General features: G+C 40.4%; 21 protein-coding genes. 16 read left to right on the top strand and 5 right to left on the bottom strand.

The window, feature by feature from the left end:
• Window position 1 precedes the first annotated feature (1 nt).
• Window positions 2-769: a thiazole synthase gene (locus tag ABC374_RS09555; RefSeq protein ID WP_063233542.1), complete on the top strand. Its 768-nt coding sequence runs from the start codon at window positions 2-4 to the stop codon at window positions 767-769.
• Entirely contained in the window at window positions 766-1,785 is a 1,020-nt protein-coding gene (locus tag ABC374_RS09560; protein ID WP_413017310.1) for a thiazole biosynthesis adenylyltransferase ThiF, read from the top strand. Before ABC374_RS09555 ends, ABC374_RS09560 begins: the two co-directional genes overlap by 4 nt.
• A 186-nt stretch (window positions 1,786-1,971) precedes the next feature.
• Here ABC374_RS09560 and ABC374_RS09565 read toward each other — a convergent pair whose 3' ends face one another.
• Window positions 1,972-2,115: a small acid-soluble spore protein P gene (locus tag ABC374_RS09565; RefSeq protein WP_083450736.1), complete on the bottom strand. Its 144-nt coding sequence runs from the start codon at window positions 2,113-2,115 to the stop codon at window positions 1,972-1,974.
• A 116-nt stretch (window positions 2,116-2,231) separates the two neighbouring features.
• Here ABC374_RS09565 and ABC374_RS09570 point away from each other — a divergent pair, with 116 nt between their 5' ends.
• Window positions 2,232-2,495, top strand: coding sequence for a hypothetical protein (locus tag ABC374_RS09570; RefSeq protein ID WP_230302650.1), 264 nt, complete (start codon window positions 2,232-2,234; stop codon window positions 2,493-2,495).
• A gap of 141 nt (window positions 2,496-2,636) precedes the next feature.
• Here ABC374_RS09570 and sspO read toward each other — a convergent pair whose 3' ends face one another.
• Window positions 2,637-2,789: a small acid-soluble spore protein SspO gene (gene sspO / locus ABC374_RS09575; protein WP_034312428.1), complete on the bottom strand. Its 153-nt coding sequence runs from the start codon at window positions 2,787-2,789 to the stop codon at window positions 2,637-2,639.
• A gap of 385 nt (window positions 2,790-3,174) precedes the next feature.
• Between sspO and acnA the strand changes: the two genes are divergently transcribed.
• The 7 genes from acnA to ABC374_RS09610 all read left to right on the top strand — a co-directional run bounded on the left by acnA (window position 3,175) and on the right by ABC374_RS09610 (window position 8,698).
• Window positions 3,175-5,886, top strand: a complete 2,712-nt coding sequence (acnA, locus tag ABC374_RS09580) for an aconitate hydratase AcnA (RefSeq protein WP_137023029.1) — start codon at window positions 3,175-3,177, stop codon at window positions 5,884-5,886.
• Window positions 5,887-6,091: 205 nt separating this feature from the next.
• Window positions 6,092-6,625 (top strand): TlpA disulfide reductase family protein, encoded by a 534-nt coding sequence (locus ABC374_RS09585; RefSeq protein WP_350302459.1) that lies wholly within the window; start codon window positions 6,092-6,094, stop codon window positions 6,623-6,625.
• A gap of 444 nt (window positions 6,626-7,069) precedes the next feature.
• Window positions 7,070-7,198 carry an FbpB family small basic protein gene (locus ABC374_RS09590; protein WP_072272906.1) on the top strand — a complete coding sequence of 43 codons (129 nt, stop codon included), beginning with the start codon at window positions 7,070-7,072 and terminating at the stop codon, window positions 7,196-7,198.
• 141 nt (window positions 7,199-7,339) lie between these two features.
• Window positions 7,340-7,483 carry an acid-soluble spore protein N gene (locus ABC374_RS09595; protein WP_057275900.1) on the top strand — a complete coding sequence of 48 codons (144 nt, stop codon included), beginning with the start codon at window positions 7,340-7,342 and terminating at the stop codon, window positions 7,481-7,483.
• 62 nt (window positions 7,484-7,545) lie between these two features.
• Entirely contained in the window at window positions 7,546-7,791 is a 246-nt protein-coding gene (tlp, locus tag ABC374_RS09600; RefSeq protein WP_230176396.1) for a small acid-soluble spore protein Tlp, read from the top strand.
• Window positions 7,792-7,948: 157 nt separating this feature from the next.
• Window positions 7,949-8,380, top strand: coding sequence for an acyl-CoA thioesterase (locus ABC374_RS09605; RefSeq protein WP_350302460.1), 432 nt, complete (start codon window positions 7,949-7,951; stop codon window positions 8,378-8,380).
• Window positions 8,381-8,404: 24 nt separating this feature from the next.
• Window positions 8,405-8,698 carry a hypothetical protein gene (locus ABC374_RS09610; protein WP_101221898.1) on the top strand — a complete coding sequence of 98 codons (294 nt, stop codon included), beginning with the start codon at window positions 8,405-8,407 and terminating at the stop codon, window positions 8,696-8,698.
• 36 nt (window positions 8,699-8,734) lie between these two features.
• On the opposite strand, the gene ABC374_RS09615 is transcribed toward ABC374_RS09610, so the two are convergent.
• Window positions 8,735-9,031, bottom strand: coding sequence for a HesB/YadR/YfhF family protein (locus tag ABC374_RS09615; protein WP_101221899.1), 297 nt, complete (start codon window positions 9,029-9,031; stop codon window positions 8,735-8,737).
• Between the two features lie 91 nt (window positions 9,032-9,122).
• Here ABC374_RS09615 and ABC374_RS09620 point away from each other — a divergent pair, with 91 nt between their 5' ends.
• Entirely contained in the window at window positions 9,123-9,608 is a 486-nt protein-coding gene (locus tag ABC374_RS09620; protein ID WP_350302461.1) for an NUDIX hydrolase, read from the top strand.
• A 327-nt stretch (window positions 9,609-9,935) separates the two neighbouring features.
• Here the strand turns inward: ABC374_RS09620 and ABC374_RS09625 are convergent, their stop codons facing one another.
• The gene (locus ABC374_RS09625; RefSeq protein WP_065310839.1) at window positions 9,936-10,085 is read right to left on the bottom strand and encodes a YycC family protein; all 150 of its coding nucleotides are present in this window, start codon (window positions 10,083-10,085) and stop codon (window positions 9,936-9,938) included.
• A 316-nt stretch (window positions 10,086-10,401) separates the two neighbouring features.
• On the opposite strand from ABC374_RS09625, the gene ABC374_RS09630 reads away from it, so the two are divergent.
• Window positions 10,402-11,700, top strand: coding sequence for a protoglobin domain-containing protein (locus ABC374_RS09630; RefSeq protein WP_413017316.1), 1,299 nt, complete (start codon window positions 10,402-10,404; stop codon window positions 11,698-11,700).
• A gap of 55 nt (window positions 11,701-11,755) precedes the next feature.
• On the opposite strand, the gene plsY is transcribed toward ABC374_RS09630, so the two are convergent.
• On the bottom strand, window positions 11,756-12,343 hold the full coding sequence (gene plsY / locus ABC374_RS09635; protein WP_350302464.1) for a glycerol-3-phosphate 1-O-acyltransferase PlsY: 588 nt from the start codon (window positions 12,341-12,343) through the stop codon (window positions 11,756-11,758).
• A 480-nt stretch (window positions 12,344-12,823) separates the two neighbouring features.
• On the opposite strand from plsY, the gene ABC374_RS09640 reads away from it, so the two are divergent.
• The 4 genes from ABC374_RS09640 to ABC374_RS09655 all read left to right on the top strand — a co-directional run bounded on the left by ABC374_RS09640 (window position 12,824) and on the right by ABC374_RS09655 (window position 19,946).
• A complete protein-coding gene (locus ABC374_RS09640; protein WP_241588751.1) occupies window positions 12,824-13,234 on the top strand; it encodes a CoA-binding protein in 411 nt (136 codons plus the stop codon).
• A gap of 367 nt (window positions 13,235-13,601) precedes the next feature.
• Complete coding sequence (gene parE, locus ABC374_RS09645; protein ID WP_350302465.1) at window positions 13,602-15,587, top strand: DNA topoisomerase IV subunit B; 1,986 nt, start codon at window positions 13,602-13,604, stop codon at window positions 15,585-15,587.
• A complete protein-coding gene (gene parC, locus ABC374_RS09650) occupies window positions 15,577-18,021 on the top strand; it encodes a DNA topoisomerase IV subunit A (RefSeq protein WP_350302466.1) in 2,445 nt (814 codons plus the stop codon). The genes parE and parC overlap by 11 nt, the downstream gene beginning before the upstream one ends.
• Window positions 18,022-18,344: 323 nt before the next feature.
• On the top strand, window positions 18,345-19,946 hold the full coding sequence (locus ABC374_RS09655; RefSeq protein ID WP_413017319.1) for a long-chain-fatty-acid--CoA ligase: 1,602 nt from the start codon (window positions 18,345-18,347) through the stop codon (window positions 19,944-19,946).
• The last annotated feature ends 2 nt before the right edge of the window (window positions 19,947-19,948 follow it).

Raw genomic sequence — 19,948 nt, forward strand, 5'->3', positions numbered from 1 at the left:
TATGTTAAAGATTGGTTCTTATGAATTTTCTTCAAGATTGTTATTAGGTACTGGAAAATATCCAAACTTCGATGTTCAAAAGCAATCAGTGGAGGTTTCGGAGACGGAAATATTAACATTTGCGGTCCGGAGAATGAACATTTTTGAAGCCAGTCAGCCAAATTTTTTGGAAAAGCTTGATTTGAAAAAATACACACTCCTTCCCAATACAGCAGGAGCTAAAACAGCCAAGGAAGCAGTGCGCATAGCCCATCTTGCAAAGGCATCTGGCTTATGTGACATGATTAAGGTAGAAGTCATTGGCTGCCAAAAAACACTGCTGCCTGATCCGATTGAAACTTTGAAAGCTGCTGAAGAATTAGTGAAACTCGGATTCACCGTATTACCCTATACTTCGGATGATGTGTTGCTCGCTAAACGCCTGGAGGAAGTGGGATGCCATGCAATCATGCCTGGAGCTTCACCAATTGGCTCTGGACAGGGCATTATAAACCCACTGAACTTACGATTCATCATGGAACAATCAGAGGTTCCAGTAATTGTAGATGCAGGGATTGGAACGCCCTCCGATGCGGCAATCGCCATGGAATTAGGGGCGGATGGCGTATTGCTTAACACTGCTGTTTCGGGAGCAAAAGACCCAGTCAAAATGGCGAAAGCAATGAAACTTGCCATTGAGGCAGGTCGATTAGGGTATGAAGCAGGAAGAATCGAAAAAAATGATTATGCGATAGCAAGCAGCCCAGTTGAAGGATTGAGCATTGGATGAATGAACGTTATTCACGTCAGGAACTTTTTAGCCCTATTGGAGCAGAAGGGCAATTGAAAATTCGCAAAAAACACGTTTTAGTGATTGGAGCGGGTGCTCTCGGTACGGGAACTGCGGAAGGTCTTGTACGAGCCGGAATTGGGAAACTCACCATTGTGGACAGAGATTATGTAGAGTGGAGCAACCTTCAAAGACAACAGCTTTATTGTGAAGATGATGCACAAAAAAGAATACCGAAAGCAGTGGCAGCGAAGAATCGTTTGAATGTGCTAAATTCGGACGTTATCGTAAATTCATATGTGGCGGATGTTTCGGTTGATGAATTGGCGAAGCTGGTTGAAGGCGTGGATTTAATAATGGATGCGACTGATAATTTCGACACCAGGATGCTTATTAACGATACTGCGCAAAAATATAAAATACCGTGGATTTACGGGGCCTGTGTAGGAAGTTATGGGATAAGTTACACGGTGATTCCAGAGGCGACCCCATGTTTGAATTGTTTGCTGGAAACGGTTCCAATGGGAGGACTGACATGTGATACGGCGGGAATCATCAGCCCTGCTGTTCAAACGGTCGTTGCTCATCAAATGGCGGAAGCTTTAAAAATCCTTGTCGAAGATCATGAATCTCTGAGAAACAAAATCGTTTCATTTGATCTTTGGAAAAATGAACATTCATCCATAAATGTAGCGCAATTAAAAAAAGACACTTGTTTGTCATGTGGGTCAAACCGAACGTATCCCCACCTCTCTTATTCAAATCGAACAAAGACTGCCGTTTTATGCGGAAGGGATTCTGTCCAGATTCGGCCGGCAATGAAGCTTGAACGAGACTTAGCGGAACTCGAAAATAATCTTCTCGCACAAGGTGGTAAGATCGTCAGGAATCCTTATTTACTTTCATTTACTATCGGAACCCATCGGTTGGTCGTTTTTAAAGACGGACGGGCATTGATTCATGGAACAAAAGATATTTCAGAGGCAAAAACGTTATATTATCGTTATTTTGGCTGAAATGGACTCACACGGACTTGAAATTCACGTTTAAACCGTGAAAGAGTGCCAAAAAAAGAAGCCCATATAATAGGAAGGTATCGAACATTTTCCATGTGACTAATTTGCTGCACAAATATAAAACGAAAGCGGTGTCTGCCTTATTGGGGCGGCACCGCTTTGTTATGGAACGATTATTTAAGCAGCTTACATATCATGACTGCTATTATGCTTCTGACGGGAGTGCTGTCTGTTTTTCACCTTATGAGAACCGCTTAACGGTGCAGGTTGACCTGGATTATTTCCTTTAGGAGCATTTTTTCGAATATCTTTACCATCGTTTTTGTTCATGTTCGATCCCTCCTATCTCTTAAGATAATCAGTCCGTGAAATTTTATTCACATACATATATTTGCAAACCTCGTACATGCTATGGATGGACACTATATTTAAGGAGCTGAACCCAAATGCAGGATAAACAAGATAAGCGAAGGACTTTCCAGGAAGCCCAGCAAAGTTATCAGCAAGTATTTGATGTATACTCATCCATTGAGAAAAACGCACCGAATTACGGAACGGAATTGAAACATGTGAAGCAGGAAGTGAACGAGGCCTATCAGCAAATACAATCTGCTTTAGTCACCGCTTCCGAACATCAGAAAGAACAATTGAAAAAATTCGAACAGGATATTCAGGCAATCGTCAATGAGGTGAATTCTGGGGACTATTGAGTGACGGGTTCTATCGTCATGAGTTTTGCGCGTATTACTTTTGCGTTTCCTGATTTTAGAATGGAATAGGCTTTTTGATAAATGCAGAACATCTGCCATTTCAAAAAGCCTATCCTGTTTAAAGCCTAGAAATGAGGGAAATCATTGGTTTTTCTTTCTTTTTTTATTGTTTTGCCTTTGCATTTCCGATAATGGCGGTTCATTTCCCAATTCATCATTGTATCCAGCTCCATTACCTTGCGCTTTTGCAGCATTCATACCCGGTATAACATGATTTGCCTTTTGTTTTGTCATTTCGACACCTCCACCCATAGAATGCGATAATGTCGAATGATTATGTATGAAGTACTAATATGTTTTGCTGGAATAATTTATCAGGCCATAAATAGGGGTATTTTCATTAAAACTCATATCAGCAAGGCTTCATAAATGCACTTTAATATGTGGTGGATTTTTTTCTATAAGGGAAACTTATCAAAAACAATAACTTTCTTGTTATTTACTTATACTCATTTCTATATTAGTATTAAGTTGAAGGAAAAGTTAGGGTGGGAGAAGAGAGAGAAAATTCGACAAACTAACTTTTTTACTTATATTTATAGTAAACATGGTTTCAGTGAACCAGGTTTTACTTTTATGTGCAGAATACGTTCTGACAGTTTAATAGGGGGTAATATTCATGACGAAAAATGACGTATACCAAGCGCGTAAGTCCTTTGAAATTGAAGGGAAACGCTACAACTACTACAGCCTAGACGCTATTGAAAAAGCAGGGGATGGCAAAGTATCACGCCTTCCATATTCCATTAAAGTATTACTTGAAGCGGTACTTCGCCAAGTAGACGGAAGAGTAATCACTAAAGAACACGTTGCGAACCTTGCTAAATGGGGAACAAGCGAGCAACAAGATATAGATGTTCCGTTCAAGCCATCACGTGTAATCCTACAAGATTTCACTGGTGTTCCAGTTGTTGTTGATTTAGCTTCTTTACGTAATGCTTTCGCAGCACTTGGTGGAGATCCTGACAAAATCAACCCGGAAATCCCGGTTGACCTTGTAATTGACCACTCTGTACAAGTTGATAAAGCTGGTACGATGGATTCCCTTGATGCCAATATGGATCTTGAATTCGAACGTAATGCAGAGCGTTACCAGTTCCTAAGCTGGGCTCAAAAATCATTCAACAACTATCGTGCTGTTCCACCGGCAACTGGTATCGTTCACCAAGTTAACCTAGAGTACCTTGCGAACGTGGTTCACGCTGTTGAAACTCCAAACGGCGACTTCGAAGTATTCCCTGATTCTGTTTTCGGTACAGATTCACATACTACAATGATCAACGGTATTGGTGTTCTTGGTTGGGGTGTCGGCGGTATCGAAGCAGAAGCAGGCATGCTTGGACAGCCTTCTTACTTCCCAGTTCCAAAAGTGGTTGGTGTTAAACTGACTGGTCAACTTCCTAAAGGTACAACAGCTACTGACCTTGCATTGAAAGTAACACAAGTTCTTCGTGCACACGGCGTAGTTGGTAAATTCGTTGAGTTCTACGGCCCAGGAGTAGGATACCTTCCACTTGCTGACCGTGCAACAATCGCTAACATGGCTCCTGAATACGGTGCTACAGTTGGTTTCTTCCCTGTTGATGCAGAAGCTATCGATTACATGCGCTTAACAGGCCGTGATGAAAAACAAATTAAAGTGGTTGAATCATACTGCAAAGAAAATGGTTTGTTCTACTCTCCTGAAAACGAAGATCCAGCATACAATGATGTTGTGGAAATCGACCTTTCAGCAATTGAACCAAACCTTTCAGGCCCTAAACGCCCGCAAGATTTGATTCCACTTTCTCAAATGAAAAAATCTTTCCATGATGCCATCAATGCACCTATGGGCAACCAAGGTTTTGGCATGGACAATTCTGAATTGGATAAAGAAGTAACTGTTAAATTTGCCGATGGCAAAGAAACGGTAATGAAAACAGGTGCGATTGCAATTGCTGCAATCACAAGCTGTACGAACACTTCTAACCCGTACGTAATGCTTGGAGCAGGTCTTATTGCTAAAAAAGCAGTTGAAAAAGGCTTGACTGTTCCGGATTATGTAAAAACATCATTGGCACCAGGTTCTAAAGTTGTTACTGGTTACCTTCGTGATGCAGGTCTTCAACCATACCTTGATCAATTAGGATTCAACGTAGTTGGTTACGGCTGTACAACATGTATCGGTAACTCAGGTCCGTTGGCTGACGAAATCGAAGCAGCTGTTGCTGAAGCAGATCTTCTAGTAACTTCAGTACTTTCTGGTAACCGTAACTTTGAAGGTCGTATTCATCCACTAGTGAAAGCAAACTATCTTGCTTCTCCAACTTTGGTTGTTGCATATGCACTTGCTGGTACTGTGGACTTCGATCTTAACAATGATTCACTTGGTAAAGACAAAGATGGTAACGATGTATATCTTGCTGATATCTGGCCATCACAAGAAGAAGTTAACGCTGCTGTTAAAGCAACAGTTACACCGGAATTATTCCGTAAAGAATACGAAACAGTATTCAACGATAACAAACGTTGGAATGAAATCCAAACAAGCAACGAAGCGATTTATGCTTTCGATTCTAAATCAACATACATTCAAAATCCTCCATTCTTTGAAGGATTATCACCAGAACCGGGTTCAGTTAACCCACTTTCCGGCTTGCGTGTAGTTGGTAAATTCGGTGATTCAGTTACAACTGACCACATTTCTCCTGCAGGTGCAATCGGTAAAGATACACCAGCTGGTATCTATCTTCGTGAAAACGGTGTGAAACCGCGTGACTTTAACTCTTACGGTTCTCGTCGTGGTAACCATGAAGCGATGATGCGCGGAACGTTCGCAAACATCCGTATCCGTAACCAAGTTGCTCCAGGTACAGAAGGTGGATACACAACTTACTGGCCAACAGGCGATGTAATGGCTATCTATGATGCTTGTATGAAATACAAAGCAGATGGAACAGGTCTTGCAGTAATCGCTGGTAAAGACTATGGTATGGGAAGCTCTCGTGACTGGGCTGCGAAAGGTACTAACCTTCTTGGCATCAAAACAGTCATCGCTGAAAGCTTTGAACGTATTCACCGTTCTAACCTTGCATTAATGGGTGTTCTTCCACTTCAATTCAAAGAAGGCGAAAACGCTGAAACGCTTGGATTGACTGGTAAAGAGGCGATCGCAGTTAAAATCGACGAAACAGTTAAACCGCGTGATATCGTAACAGTTACAGCTACTGATGAAGCTGGAAACGTAAAAGAATTTGATGTACTTGTTCGTTTCGATTCCGAAATCGAAATCGACTACTACCGTCACGGTGGTATCCTTCAAATGGTATTACGTAATAAATTAAAAGGCTAATTTCAGCTTTTAGGAAGCGGTAAACCTACTTATCAGGTTTACCGCTTTTTTTGTGTCAAGTTTATGAAACAATGTGATATCATGTTATGATTTAAAGGAATTGCACTTTTCCGGAGATCCTTTTATTGTTAAGATGGAATAGGGAAGTTGTTCTATTTCTGGAAATGGACTAATATTTTTATTGTAATGGGACAGGGGGACGAGTATGCTTAAAAAAATTATTGCTTCGGTGGCCTTACTATCACTTATTACTGTAGCGATCGTGCAGGCGATGGATAATGACTCAAAGGAAAATGACGAAAAAGATGCTTTAGGCGGATTGAAAATAGGAGCTAAAGCACCCAATTTCTCCCTGAAAACTTTGGATGGGAAACAAGTTGAATTATCGGATTATAAGGGCAAAAAGGTTATGCTGAATTTTTGGGCAACGTGGTGTCCGCCTTGCAAGAAGGAAATGCCGGATATGGAGAAATATACACAGCAAGCGGGTGATGATGTCGTCGTACTTGCCGTCAATATTGACCCCGAAAATGATGTACAAGCATTTGTAGAGGATAATGGAATTACATTTACCATACCGCTGGACAGTCAAAGTGCCAAAAATCCAGTGAATGAGCGCTACAAGATTCTTAGCATACCGACAACTTACTTCATCGACAAAGAAGGCATCATCAGGAATAAGGTAATTTCAGCCATGCAATTAAAAGATATGGAACGAAATATAAATAGTATGCAGTAGGGGAACTTTATGAAGTTCCACCAGTATTGAAGGAATTAGCGAAATTCGGTGCCCAAACCCGGCTTGGGGCGAGGAGGCTCCCGGACCGCCCGCGGAAAGCGAGTGCCTGGAGAGGAAATCAACGTCCATTGTACAAACCAAAAAAACTGAAGACAAACTCGATTTTCATCGAGGTTAGTCTTCAGTCTGACGGAGCCTTTATGAGGTTCCGTTTTTTGTATGTTAACAAAGTTGTCAAACTTTAATGGAAAAATCAAAAAAATTAAAAAATTATGGTTAATGTTCATGGAAAAAGGGTTAAAGTATAGAGAGCGAATAATGGAATTTTAAACAGGTTAAAAATCTGATAATTATGACAATTAAAGGGATGTAAACCATATAGTCATAATTTTACGTTAATTTGGCAATACTGAAAATTATATTAAAAATAAGTAGGTGAAAAGCATGAAAAAAAGAAAAAGGACATTTGAAGAATTAATTAAAGAAAACAAAAGGGAATTATTGATGGACGTTAAGCAAATGGAAAGACTTGAGGAACGTCTTGAAAAAAAACATATGCAAAAGGCTGAATAGCTTTTGCTTAAAAAGAGCCAGTGCCATGAAGGTCCCTTCAAGGTGCTGGCTCTTTTTTCATGGCTTTTTCAAAAACTGGCATTCATGAATTTCCTCTTTTTTATCCATGATAAGAGAAGGATAAGAGAAGGAGGCGATAAAATGGGTAATCCAAAAAAAGATTCCAAACACTTTAGACCGAGCCATCTAGGGACACAACCAATAGCTGCAGGTGGGAATAACGGTAAGAAAATGCAGGACAAATCCGGGAAACATCCTCAGGTCATTCAAACTAAAGGCGAGTAATCAAGGCTTAATAAAGTAATCGTAATAATATTATGTAAATAAAAAAACATGAGGTGAAATTAATGGGCACAAATAAGCACAATCCGGATAATCGTTTGGATAATGTTGAAAAAATTCAAGATGCTATAGAAAATACGGAAGAAAACATAATCGCTGCAAATGAAACGTTATCATTCTCTTCAGGGGAGGAAAAACAGGCAATTCAGGCTAAAAATGAACGAAGAAGAAAGAGCATTGATGGAATGAAGGAAGAAATGCAAGATGAGCAGGAAGCACGGGAAAGCGGTTATAGTAACGATAATATGTAAGCAACTAGGTAAGGGGAGAAAGAGGCGGGAAATCTTTCTCCTCTTTTATTTAGGTTCATTGAAGGGAAGCAGCCCAGATTAAGACAGCTTAAATGAAATTTGCACAATTGTTATGGTAAAATGTTTATTGCAATAGAAATGAAAGTGGGGAAACAAAATGTTCATAGCTGAAAACGAAATTGAAGTGCGATATGCAGAGACAGATCAAATGGGTGTTGTTTACCATGCGAATTATCTTATATGGATGGAACTGGGCAGGACAAAATTGATAAATGATTTAGGATTTTATTATGCTGATATGGAAGCGGATGGCATCCTCTCACCTGTTATGGATATTCATGCTTCGTATAAAACCCCTGTTAGATATGGTGATAAGGTAAAAGTTAAAACCTGGATTGAAAAATATGACGGCTTGCGGGTCGTTTATGGGTATGAGATCGTCAATGGGAAAAATGAAGTGGCGGCTACTGGTCATTCTTCCCACGTTTGCGTTAAAAAGGAGAGCTTCCGCCCGATATCCATTAAACGCATGTATCCTGAATGGCATGAGGCCTATGAGAAAAATAAAAAGCAGGATGAATTGGTTTAATTACAATTATTGAGGTGAACAAAAATGGCTTTTGGAATTAAACGGGTAGATGTAGTAGCCTGGAAGCAGAAAATCGATCAAGGCCAAATAGCTTTTTTAACTCATTATTGGCTGGATGACCGATTTCCCGGTTGCAAGACGGTTACAAAAGTCGGATGTAAAGATTTACGGCGTTTATCGGAGTGGGGTAAGCAATACGGGCTTAAAAAAGAGTGGATTCATCACAGGAAGGATGGCTATTCACATTTCGATCTTTTAGGGGAAAAGCAAGCGGAAATTCTTAGGGCGGAAGATATTAAAGAGCGTCTGCTCGATTGAACAAGAAAAAACAGCGGTTACACCGCTGCTTTATTGTCAAGCGCTCTTTTCATAGTGAAATTCTGGTTCAGTCAGTTTTTCATTAAAAGTAATAAGTAAATCGTGACCATCAAAGTACCATAAATCTTTTTCTTCTACATAAAAATTAATCTCATTCATAGTTGTTGCGGCTGCAGCAGTTTCAGGTTCTTCCTGCATGATACCTAATGAAAAGCCGCTTTGGACGGTACTATGCCCGCCATATCTTACATAAAAGCGCAAATGAGAGCCTTCTTGAAGCCCCAGCTCATCAATATACCACTTAGCTGCTTGATCGGAAATGGTCAGTTTCATACTCATTCTCCTTCCTAGATGTTCGTTATTTAAGTATAAAGTAATTATGAAGTAGATGCGAATAATGTGCGTTCAAGAAAGGAAATAACCCATGGATATTATCTATAATATTTGTTTCATAACCCGAAAAAAATTCAACGAAGTCGAAGTGTTGATGCTATTTCGCCAAAAGAATCCCAATAAGCATAAATGGAATGGTATAGGCGGGAAGATAGAACAAGGTGAAACCATCGATGAATCGATGGAACGCGAAATTTTTGAAGAAACTGGATTGAAAGTAAGGGGGATGGCCTTTCGAGGGATCGTGACATGGAATCAAACGGGTGGAATGTATGTTTACAGAGCTGAAGATGCAGGGGGCGGGCTATCTGCCTGTGATGAAGGGGAACTTGCCTGGAAGCCATATCAATGGGTTATGGAGGCAATTGATGTTGTGTCCAACATAAAGTATTACCTAAAAGATATATTACAGGATGAACCACCACAAGAATTTGTCTGTACCTATGAAAATGAACAATTAATATCAGTCAAAAAAAAGCCTTTGCCTGATTGGGCAAAAGAATTGACTTTCAATTGAAAACCGCCCATGTGCGGTTTTTTTGCTTTTTTTGATTCCTAAGCTAAATATCACAAAGTAGCAGAAGAATATTAAGGATTTTGGTATTTTTATGCAAGATACTGAAATTATTTATTGTGACGATTTACGGAAAACGAAATGTTAAAAGGGAGTACGGAAATATCCCGATTTATAAGGCAAGAGTATTTAATTAGTAACTGGCAGGATTCCATAGAGGACCTAAAAGGAAATACTATTATGCGACGAAATTGATTAATCGGTTTCTAATCCGTAAGGTAGTTTCGCACACATATGAGTATCCACAAAAATAGCTGCAGATTCCTGCAGCTATTTTGTATTTCCTTTTTCTTTTGCTTCAGCCTCGGCAAGCTTCCTCAGCAAAACAGGTGTAGGCATATGCATGATTTGCTCTAAAGGCAAGTTTAGTGACTTGGATAACTTTAATGCGGTTTCCGGTGATATTTGCAATGGCTTCATGGCACTTTCTCCTATCGATATTTAATAGCTAGTTCCAGTGTAGCCTCTGTTCTTCAATTATTCAATCCTTACTTGACCATTTATCCACCATACTATTCATTTGATGGGCAGTTAAGGTAAAAGAATTTTAGGTCCTTTTACCTTGACAAAAGACTTGAATTGAGGCCAAAATAAAAATATGTGTAGTCTAAATGAATTATTTATTTGATGTGAATCTAATTATTTTTATTTGCGTTGGATACAAAGACCTGTATTGTATTGGTGGGATATTTTGGATCCGCTTTATCGTGAAATACAAAATCAGGGGGAGTGGGATATGGGGATTTTCATAAAAGCGAAGCCGGAAAAAGCAATCTGGTTTCAAAAAGCAAAAGAAACAGATGGCATATTGGATGTAAGCATTGAACAGGTAAAACTGCAGGTGACTATCATCGATTTAACTGAATTCGATTTAAAGCTGATCCATGCCTTTAGAGAGGCAATCGAGCCCCAGGTAGAGGGAGTTGTTGATGCCTTTTATCAAACGATTCTCCAAGTTCCTGAATTGAAGGGGATAATCACTGAACACAGCACGGTCGGAAAATTGAGGAAAACGTTAATTACTCATATGCTATCTTTATTCAATGGTGTGATTGACGATGAATTTGTTGAATTGCGGAAGAAGGTGGCGAAGACTCATTATCGTATTGGCCTACAGCCCTTGTGGTATTCATCCGGTTTTCAAAATGTTCAAAATTACTTGCAAAGAATTGTCTTTGATCAAACCAAGAATGAAGAAGAACAGCGGGCATTAATATCAGCGATAGGAAAAATACTCAATCTGGAACAGCAGTTAGTCCTTGAGGCATATGAAATTGAAAATTTAAATGCTAGGGAAAATCAATATAAAGAAATAAAAGAGGAAGTGAGAAGGAAAATCTCGTTAGTTAGTGAAGAAGTCTTGAATTTAAGTGAAGAAACAGATGCTTCCGTTAAGCAATTGATAGAAAACGGGCAATATGTCAAATCGCAGATTGCAACACGCGCTGAACAATCATTTCGTTCAAAAACAATGGCTGAAGAGGGACAGAATCGCATGCAGATCTTAACGGAAAAGATACAAAACCTTGTTATTTTCATGAAAAATGTTGATGAAAAGATCGTTTTATTAAACCAATCCTTCGTAAGAATTACCGAGTTTGTTAAGCTTGTACAGGGAATGGCCGACCAGACAAATTTACTTTCATTGAACTCAGCCATCGAGGCAGCACGGGCAGGTGAACATGGTAATGGATTTGCGGTCGTTTCGAATGAGGTCAGGAAACTTGCTGAACAGACTAAAAAATCGATAACTGAAATAGATGCAATCGTACAAACATCAAATGAATATATGAAAGATGTTGTTGATTCAGTCCTAAGGGTCAAGGAAGTCGTTCAAGCAGGCGAGAAGGAATCGGAGTTAACAGAAAATTCCTTCAATGAAATAATCGGAGTCATCAAAGGGAATATAACGGATTCTGCAGAAATGGAAATGACAATTCAGGGATTAGTGTCAATCATCCAGGAAATCGGAAACGCCACTGAAATGGTTTCGAGGCATGCCGGTATCCTGAATAACACGGCAAATGAATTGTAGAATGGAAAATAGGCCCATGCATACGGGCCTATTTTTCACTTGGATATGGTGTGTTTTACAACCACTTTACCTTCGGTTCAGTTTTATCGATAATCCGCTTGATATTTGCGCGATGCCGGTAAAAAATGAAGATCGTTATTAAACTGATTACAATAATGAGCGCCAAATCCTCAATATGAAAAACTAAACTGTAGATGAGAGCAAGTAGACAAGCAATCATGGATGAAAGCGAGACATATTTGGATATGTATAAGGATATAAAGAAGATGATGACGGCAAAGACAAAAAACCATGGTTCATAAGCAAGAATGACACCAGCAGAAGTTGCCACCGCTTTTCCGCCCCGAAAGTTTGCAAAAATGGGAAACATATGACCGATTACCGCAATAACTCCAGCTAACAATAAATGCATGTCCACGCCTAGTATATACGGCAGAAAAGTTGCTAGGGTACCCTTAAGTATATCCATGATAGTAACGGTTAGCCCTGCCTTGACACCAAGTGTCCTGAAGGTATTTGTCCCGCCTAGATTCTTACTGCCATGCTCACGGATGTCGATTTTGTAGAAAGTTTTACCGATTATTAAACCGGAAGGAATCGAGCCGATCAGGTAGGCAGCCAGTATAGTGATAAATGTAAGCATTCTATTACCCTTTCTTTTAAGAAAAATCTTCTTTTTTTATCACGTTCAAGGGACGATTGTTCCCTTTTTCAAAAATAAACGTGTAGAAATAGCCAAAAACAGCCTTAAAATGCCTGTTAAGCTTCTCTTATTGTAACATTTTCGTGACAAAATGGTACGGCTGTCCAAAAAAAATCCACTAAAAAAATGAATTTTCCTTGATGAACTTACATCTTTTGATATACGTTAAGTTCATGAAGGGTAAAAGGTTTAGGCTTCCTTATTTTCGTAAATATAAAATGAAGGATGCCTCCTTGTATAAATTGTTACAATACGTGGTAGTCTGTATGAACATAAAGGCAGTTAAGTGAGTCATGCCTTTTCGAAACCTATTATTTCTTGTATAATGGTTTTTCTTAATAATGGTAATCCGTAAAATACACTTGTTAAGGAATACTCTTTATTCAATATTACATTTTATTATAAAGGGGATTGAAAAGAATGATAGAAAATCCAAGCAGAGAAGAAATGGGAAAGATGTTGAAAAATTCGAAGCGCATCGCTGTCGTTGGTTTATCTGATAACCCTGAGCGCACTTCATATATGGTATCGAAGGCTATGCAGGATAGCGGTTATGAAATCATCCCGGTAAACCCTGCTGTATCTGAAGTGCTGGGTGTGAAGGCAGTTAAAGCCCTGAAAGATATTGAAGGGCACGTCGATATCGTCAATGTTTTCCGCCGTTCAGAGTTCCTTCCTGAGATAGCCAAGGAATTTGCTGAAATCGATGCAGATATCTTTTGGGCGCAGCTAGGGGTGGAAAATGAAGAAGCGTATAATTTTTTGAAAGAAAAAGGATATACTGTCATCATGAATCGATGCATAAAAGTCGAACACGCCCTTACTAAGTAAAAATGAAGAGCGGAACTTCCGCTCTTTTTTTAAGGTATCGCTGTATCTCAACCCGGAGATAAACTAAAATGCAGGGAAAATTTAAGCCATTAAAGCTTAATTTGATTAAAATAATAAAAGTATATTTGCCAAATGAAAATTTACCGCTACAATTAGAATGGTAGCTATGATACGTTTTCATGTTCCAATCAAGGTGCTAACGCTAATAAAAGGGACGAAAAAAATAGAACACTTGTTCTTTATTCGTAAAAGTATTATACTTTTTATATGATATTAACGTATGAATGGATTTATTAAGCTAGTGAGTCATTTCATTGCAGTATGATTTGGCCCGGAAATTGTGTTTAGTAAGGAAAGGGGAATTTCTGTGGCAAAGAAAGTAAAAACAATCGAGTACAATGATGATGCAATTCAGGTACTGGAAGGACTCGAAGCGGTCAGAAAACGTCCCGGTATGTATATCGGCAGTACTGATGCACGCGGACTTCATCATTTAGTGTACGAGATTGTAGATAACTCCGTAGATGAGGCTTTAGCTGGATATGGAGACCAAATTAGTGTGAAAATACATAAAGATAACAGTGTAAGTGTGTCTGATAAAGGGCGCGGAATGCCTATTGGCATGCATAAATTAGGTAAACCGACGCCTGAAGTCATTTTGACGATTCTTCATGCTGGAGGTAAATTTGGACAAGGCGGATATAAAACGAGTGGAGGCCTTCATGGAGTCGGTGCTTCGGTCGTTAACGCGTTGTCTGAATGGCTTGTCGTGACGATCAAAAGGGACGGGTTCATTTACGAACAACGGTTTTTCAATGGCGGAAAGCCAGAAACCACACTGGAGAAAATCGGTAAAACCAATCAAGCCGGTACCAAGATCCACTTCAAGCCCGATCCAAAAATATTTTCGGTGACTACTTTTAATTATGAGATCTTATGTGAGCGTCTTCGCGAATCAGCCTTTCTTTTAAAAGGCATGAAGATAGAATTGACGGATGAGCGTAACGACCATAATGAAGTTTTTCACTATGAAAATGGAATTGAAGCGTTTGTCGATTATTTAAATGAAGAAAAAGAGACCCTTCATAGTGTAGTCAGCTTAGAAGGGGAACAAAATGGGATAGAAGTCGAACTCGCCTTTCAATTCAACGATGGCTATTCAGAGAATATTTTAAGCTTTGTCAATAATGTTCGTACAAAAGATGGAGGCACCCATGAGATTGGCGCAAAAACGGCCATGACACGGGCATTTAATGATTATGCCAGAAAGATGGGGCTATTGAAGGAAAAAGATAAAAACCTCGAAGGTACCGATATACGTGAAGGCTTGTCTTCAATCATTTCAGTACGTATCCCTGAAGAACTTCTTCAATTCGAAGGACAAACCAAGAGCAAGCTTGGAACAAGTGAAGCCCGTTCTGCAGTCGATTCCATCGTATCAGAGCACTTAGCCTACTTTTTTGAAGAAGATCCGACCACGAGTACCCTATTGGTTAAAAAAGCAATTAAAGCGTTCCAAGCAAGGGAAGCGGCACGCAAGGCTCGTGAAGACGCAAGAAGCGGGAAGAAACGGAAAAAATCCGATGCCATCCTTTCTGGGAAATTAACACCAGCTCAATCGAAAAATCCCGAACGGAATGAACTGTATCTTGTAGAAGGGGACTCTGCTGGGGGATCCGCTAAACAAGGACGAGATCGCCGTTTCCAAGCAGTTCTTCCATTGCGGGGTAAAGTTATCAATACGGAAAAGGCAAAACTGGCGGATATCTTTAAAAACGAGGAAATAAATACGATCATCCATGCCATCGGCGGAGGTGTCGGGGCGGAATTCAATACGCCGGACACTAACTATGATAAAGTGATCATCATGACTGATGCCGATACGGATGGAGCCCATATCCAAGTGCTGCTGCTGACATTCTTTTATCGCTATATGAAGCCGTTAATAGAGGCAGGAAAGGTTTACATTGCCTTGCCCCCTTTATATAAAGTGAGTAAAGGGACCGGGAAGAAAGAAGTCATTGAATATGCTTGGAGCGACGAGGAGCTTCAGGGAGCGATAGACAAGGTGGGGAAAGGCTATATGATTCAGCGCTATAAAGGGCTGGGTGAGATGAATGCCGATCAATTATGGGATACCACCATGAATCCGGAAACAAGGACATTGATACGTGTGAAGATCGATGATGGGGCCCGTGCGGAAAGACGTGTGACAACTTTGATGGGAGATAAGGTTGAACCGCGTCGTAAGTGGATTGAAGCCAATGTCGCTTTTGGTCTCGAAGAGGAATCGAATATTTTAGATAATGAAAATATGTCGATTGAAGAGGAGGTCAATAACGATGGTATTTGAAGAAACGTTTCGGGATTTGCCGCTTGAAGAGGTAATTGGTGACCGCTTCGGGCGTTATAGTAAATATATTATCCAAGATCGGGCACTTCCAGATGCAAGGGACGGTTTAAAACCGGTGCAGCGCAGGATATTGTATGCGATGCATGTCGAAGGAAATACTCAGGAAAAAGGATTTAGGAAATCCGCAAAAACGGTCGGTAATGTAATCGGTAACTATCACCCTCACGGAGATTCATCCGTTTATGAGGCAATGGTTCGGATGAGCCAAGACTGGAAGCTGCGGAAGGTCATGGTCCAAATGCACGGAAACAACGGTAGCATTGATGGTGATCCGCCTGCTGCGATGCGGTATACGGAGGCAAGGCTTTCATCGATAGCCTCCGAGATGCTGCGGGATATTGAAAAAAGGACGGTCGATTTTGTACCGAACTTTGATGATACTTCGGAAGAGCCCATTGTATTGCCTGCGATGTTCCCTAACCTGCTTGTAAATGGCTCTACAGGAATTTCAGCAGGCTATGCCACTGAAATCCCGCCACATCAACTAGGTGAAGTCATTGATGCAGCCATTATGCGAATCGATAAGCCGGAAGCGACTGTCGCTGACTTAATGACGGTCATTAAAGGGCCGGATTTTCCTACTGGAGGTATCATTCAAGGCATTGAAGGCATTCGTAAGGCCTATGAAACAGGTAAAGGGAAAATAATCATTCGCGGGTTGGCGGAAGTGGAAACGATTCGGGGGGGCAAACAGCAAATCGTCATCACTGAAATCCCATATGAAGTCAATAAAGCCAACCTTGTTAAGAAAATGGATGAGTTCCGCCTAGACCGGAAAGTGGAAGGTATCGCCGAAGTAAGGGATGAAACCGACCGTACAGGACTGCGCATTGTAATCGAACTGAAAAAAGAAGCAGATGCAAATGGAGTCCTGCATTATTTATACAAAAATTCCGATCTCCAAATTGCATACAATTTCAATATGGTCGCGATTTATAAAAAACGGCCAACATTGATGAGCCTGCCAAAAATGCTCGATGCATATATCGAACACCGTAAAGAAGTAATCGTGAACCGTTCACGGTATGAGTTGCAAAAGGCACATGACCGGGCACATATCGTCGATGGTTTAGTAAAGGCTTTGTCCATACTAGATGAGGTCATCGCTGTCATCCGGGCATCTAAAGACAAACGGAATGCCAAAGATAACCTCATCGCTAAATTCGATTTTACAGAAGCGCAAGCTGAAGCCATTGTCTCCTTGCAGCTATACAGGCTGACAAATACGGATATTACAGCACTTGAAGCAGAGGCAGCGGAATTGAAAAACAAAATTGAGGAATTGACAAAGATTCTTGGCAGTGAAAAAGTTCTTCTTCAAGTAATTAAAAAAGAACTTCGATTCATTAAAAAGGGCTTTGATGACGGACGGCGTTCCAAAATCGAAAAAGAAATTGAAGAAATCAAAATCAATCTTGAAGTCTTGATTGCGAGTGAGGACGTGATGGTGACCGTGACGAAAGAAGGCTATGTCAAACGGACTTCGTTACGATCTTATGCAGCATCAGGCGGGCTTGATTTTGGCATGAAGGATTCCGATCGCCTGCTCCAGAGGCTGGAGATGAATACGACGGATGTCCTGTTGCTGTTCACATCCAAAGGGAACTACCTCTATTGTCCAGTTCATCAGCTTCCTGATATTCGCTGGAAGGAAACCGGTCAGCATATCGCGAACATCATTCCAATCGACAGGGAAGAACAAATCATAAAAGCGATTCCAATCAAAGAGTTTGCCGTGCCGGAATTCTTAGTGTTCATCACGAAAAATGGTATGGTGAAAAAGACAGAATTAGCTTCCTATAAAGCCCAGCGTCATTCAAAACCGCTGGTTGGTGTCAATTTAAAAGGTGACGATGAACTTGTCGATGTCCATCATACCAATGGACAGGCTGACCTTTTCCTGGTCACCCATAACGGCTATGGTTTATGGTTTGATGAAGAAGAAGTAAGTATTGTCGGTGTTCGGGCAGCAGGAGTCAAAGGGATTAATTTGAAAGAAGATGACTATGTCATTGGCGGAAAGGTTTTGGCCAAGGATAGTAAAGAATCGATCTTTATCGTTACACAGCGCGGTGCCATAAAGAAAATGAAACTAACCGAGTTTGAAAAAACGAGCCGGGCAAAACGCGGTGTCGTGGTCTTGAGGGAATTGAAATCGAATCCTCATAGGGTCATTGGATTTGATATCATTAACAAAACGGACAGTCTATTCATTCTTTCTGAAAAGGGGACCATTGAAACGATTCATGCTGCTTCATTAAAAAACCATGATCGATATACGAATGGATCATTTGTTTTTGATGAAACGGTCAGTGGAAAAGCGAAAGAATTATGGAAAATATCATTGGAAGATGACTCCGCCATAGAGCAGTGAATCATTTTTTAAAACGGGATGCTGAACTTGATCAGCATCCCGTTTTATTTTCAAAAAATATCCTTCAAGAAAATAACCCCACATGCCCGCACTACAAGTTGAGTCCTTTACGGAAGCATCTCTAAATTCAAAAATGACTTATTGAGTCAATTTTAAATCCTAGCATTATGAACCTAATATTATTAAGGGCGCAGCAAATAATTCAATTTTGAATTTTACCATTGATTGAATCAGCGTAACATAACGATTTATTTTTGGCACACTCCTTGCATATTGTTTAGTATGACTTCTTTATTTTTTTGAATGAAGAAAGGGGAGGGCCAATGGATAGACCTTGGAAAAAACATATCCCGCAAGGAAATCCAAGCGAGATTGATATTCCTGAAATATCTTTGACAGAACTATTTTATCAATCAGTCGAACAATATTCGGATAATACAGCGGTTACGTTCATGGAGCAGAGTTATACATATTCAGAGTTGGGGACGTTAGTGAAAAGATGTGCCCGCTTGCTTGCTGCTGAAGGGATTGGAAAGGGAGATCGTGTGGCTCTTATGCTTCCTAATTGTCCACAATATCCAATTGGTTTTTTTGGAACTCTTTTGAATGGAGCCATTGTTGTCCAAATCAATCCAATGTATAAGGCGAACGAATTAATACATGTCCTGAAAGACTCAGGTGCAAGGCACATCATTGTGCTAGATGATTTAGTGCCAATAGTTGAAGCCGTTATAGCTGAAACCGATGTTGAAAAGGTGTTGAGCGTGTCGCTGGAAAAGGGCAAATGTGAAATGACAAAAAAACTGCTATCTGTAACAGAAGCGGATTTCAGTGTGGAGATTGATCCTGCTAGAGATGTCGCCGTTCTCCAATATACAGGAGGAACGACAGGGCGTTCTAAAGGGGCGATGCTAACACATCGTAATATCGTAGCCAATACGCTGCAAAGTGCAGCAACTTCAAGAATCAATACTCAAAAGGGTAAAGAAAGGGTACTAGGCGTTTCCCCATTATTTCATGTTTACGGCATGACTTCAGGGATGAACCTGACATTTTATAATGGCGGGGAATTAATTCTTGTATCCAGGTTTGAGGTGACGGAGATTGTCGATATTATCAATGATCTTAAACCGACTATTTTTCCAGGGGTACCGACGATGTACATTGCTTTATTACAATATTACCAGTCCCATCCATTTGATTTGCATACATTGAAATCTTGCGTTTCGGGTTCATCACCATTGCCATTGAATGTATTGTCAAGGTTTAATGAATTGAGCGGGACAAAGATTGCAGAAGGCTATGGCCTGTCCGAGGCGTCACCAGTCACGCACCGGAATCCAGTTAGCGGCCTGCAAAAACCCGGAAGTATCGGAATTCCGATACAAAATACGGATGCCGCCATAATTGACAGTATTACAGGAGAGCCTGCCCTCTTGGTTGATACACCAGGTGAATTGGTCATAAAGGGTCCACAGGTAATGAAAGGTTATTGGGGCATGCCTGAAGAGACGCGGCAGACGATTCAAAACGGATGGCTGCATACCGGTGATATTGCCAAGATGGATGAAGATGGCTTCTTTTACATTGTTGGACGGAAGAAAGAAATGATCATAGCAGGCGGATTCAATATATATCCCATTGAAATTGAAGATATATTATACAGCCATCCTAAGGTTCTGGAAGCTGCCGTCTTTGGCGTTCCCGATCAATATCGCGGTGAAACGGTACATGCAGCGGTAGTTATAAAACCAAATGAAAGAATAACTGAAAACGAATTGAAGGATTATTGCCGAAAGCAGCTCGCTGCCTTTAAAGTCCCAAAAGCAATCACATTTGAAAGTGAACTTCCGAAGACGGCAGTGGGTAAAATCTTAAAACGCAAACTTCAGGAAAAACATATTGCTTATTCGGATAATATATGAAA

Source organism: Peribacillus phoenicis (assembly GCF_047238085.1).
Taxonomy (GTDB): domain Bacteria; phylum Bacillota; class Bacilli; order Bacillales; family DSM-1321; genus Peribacillus.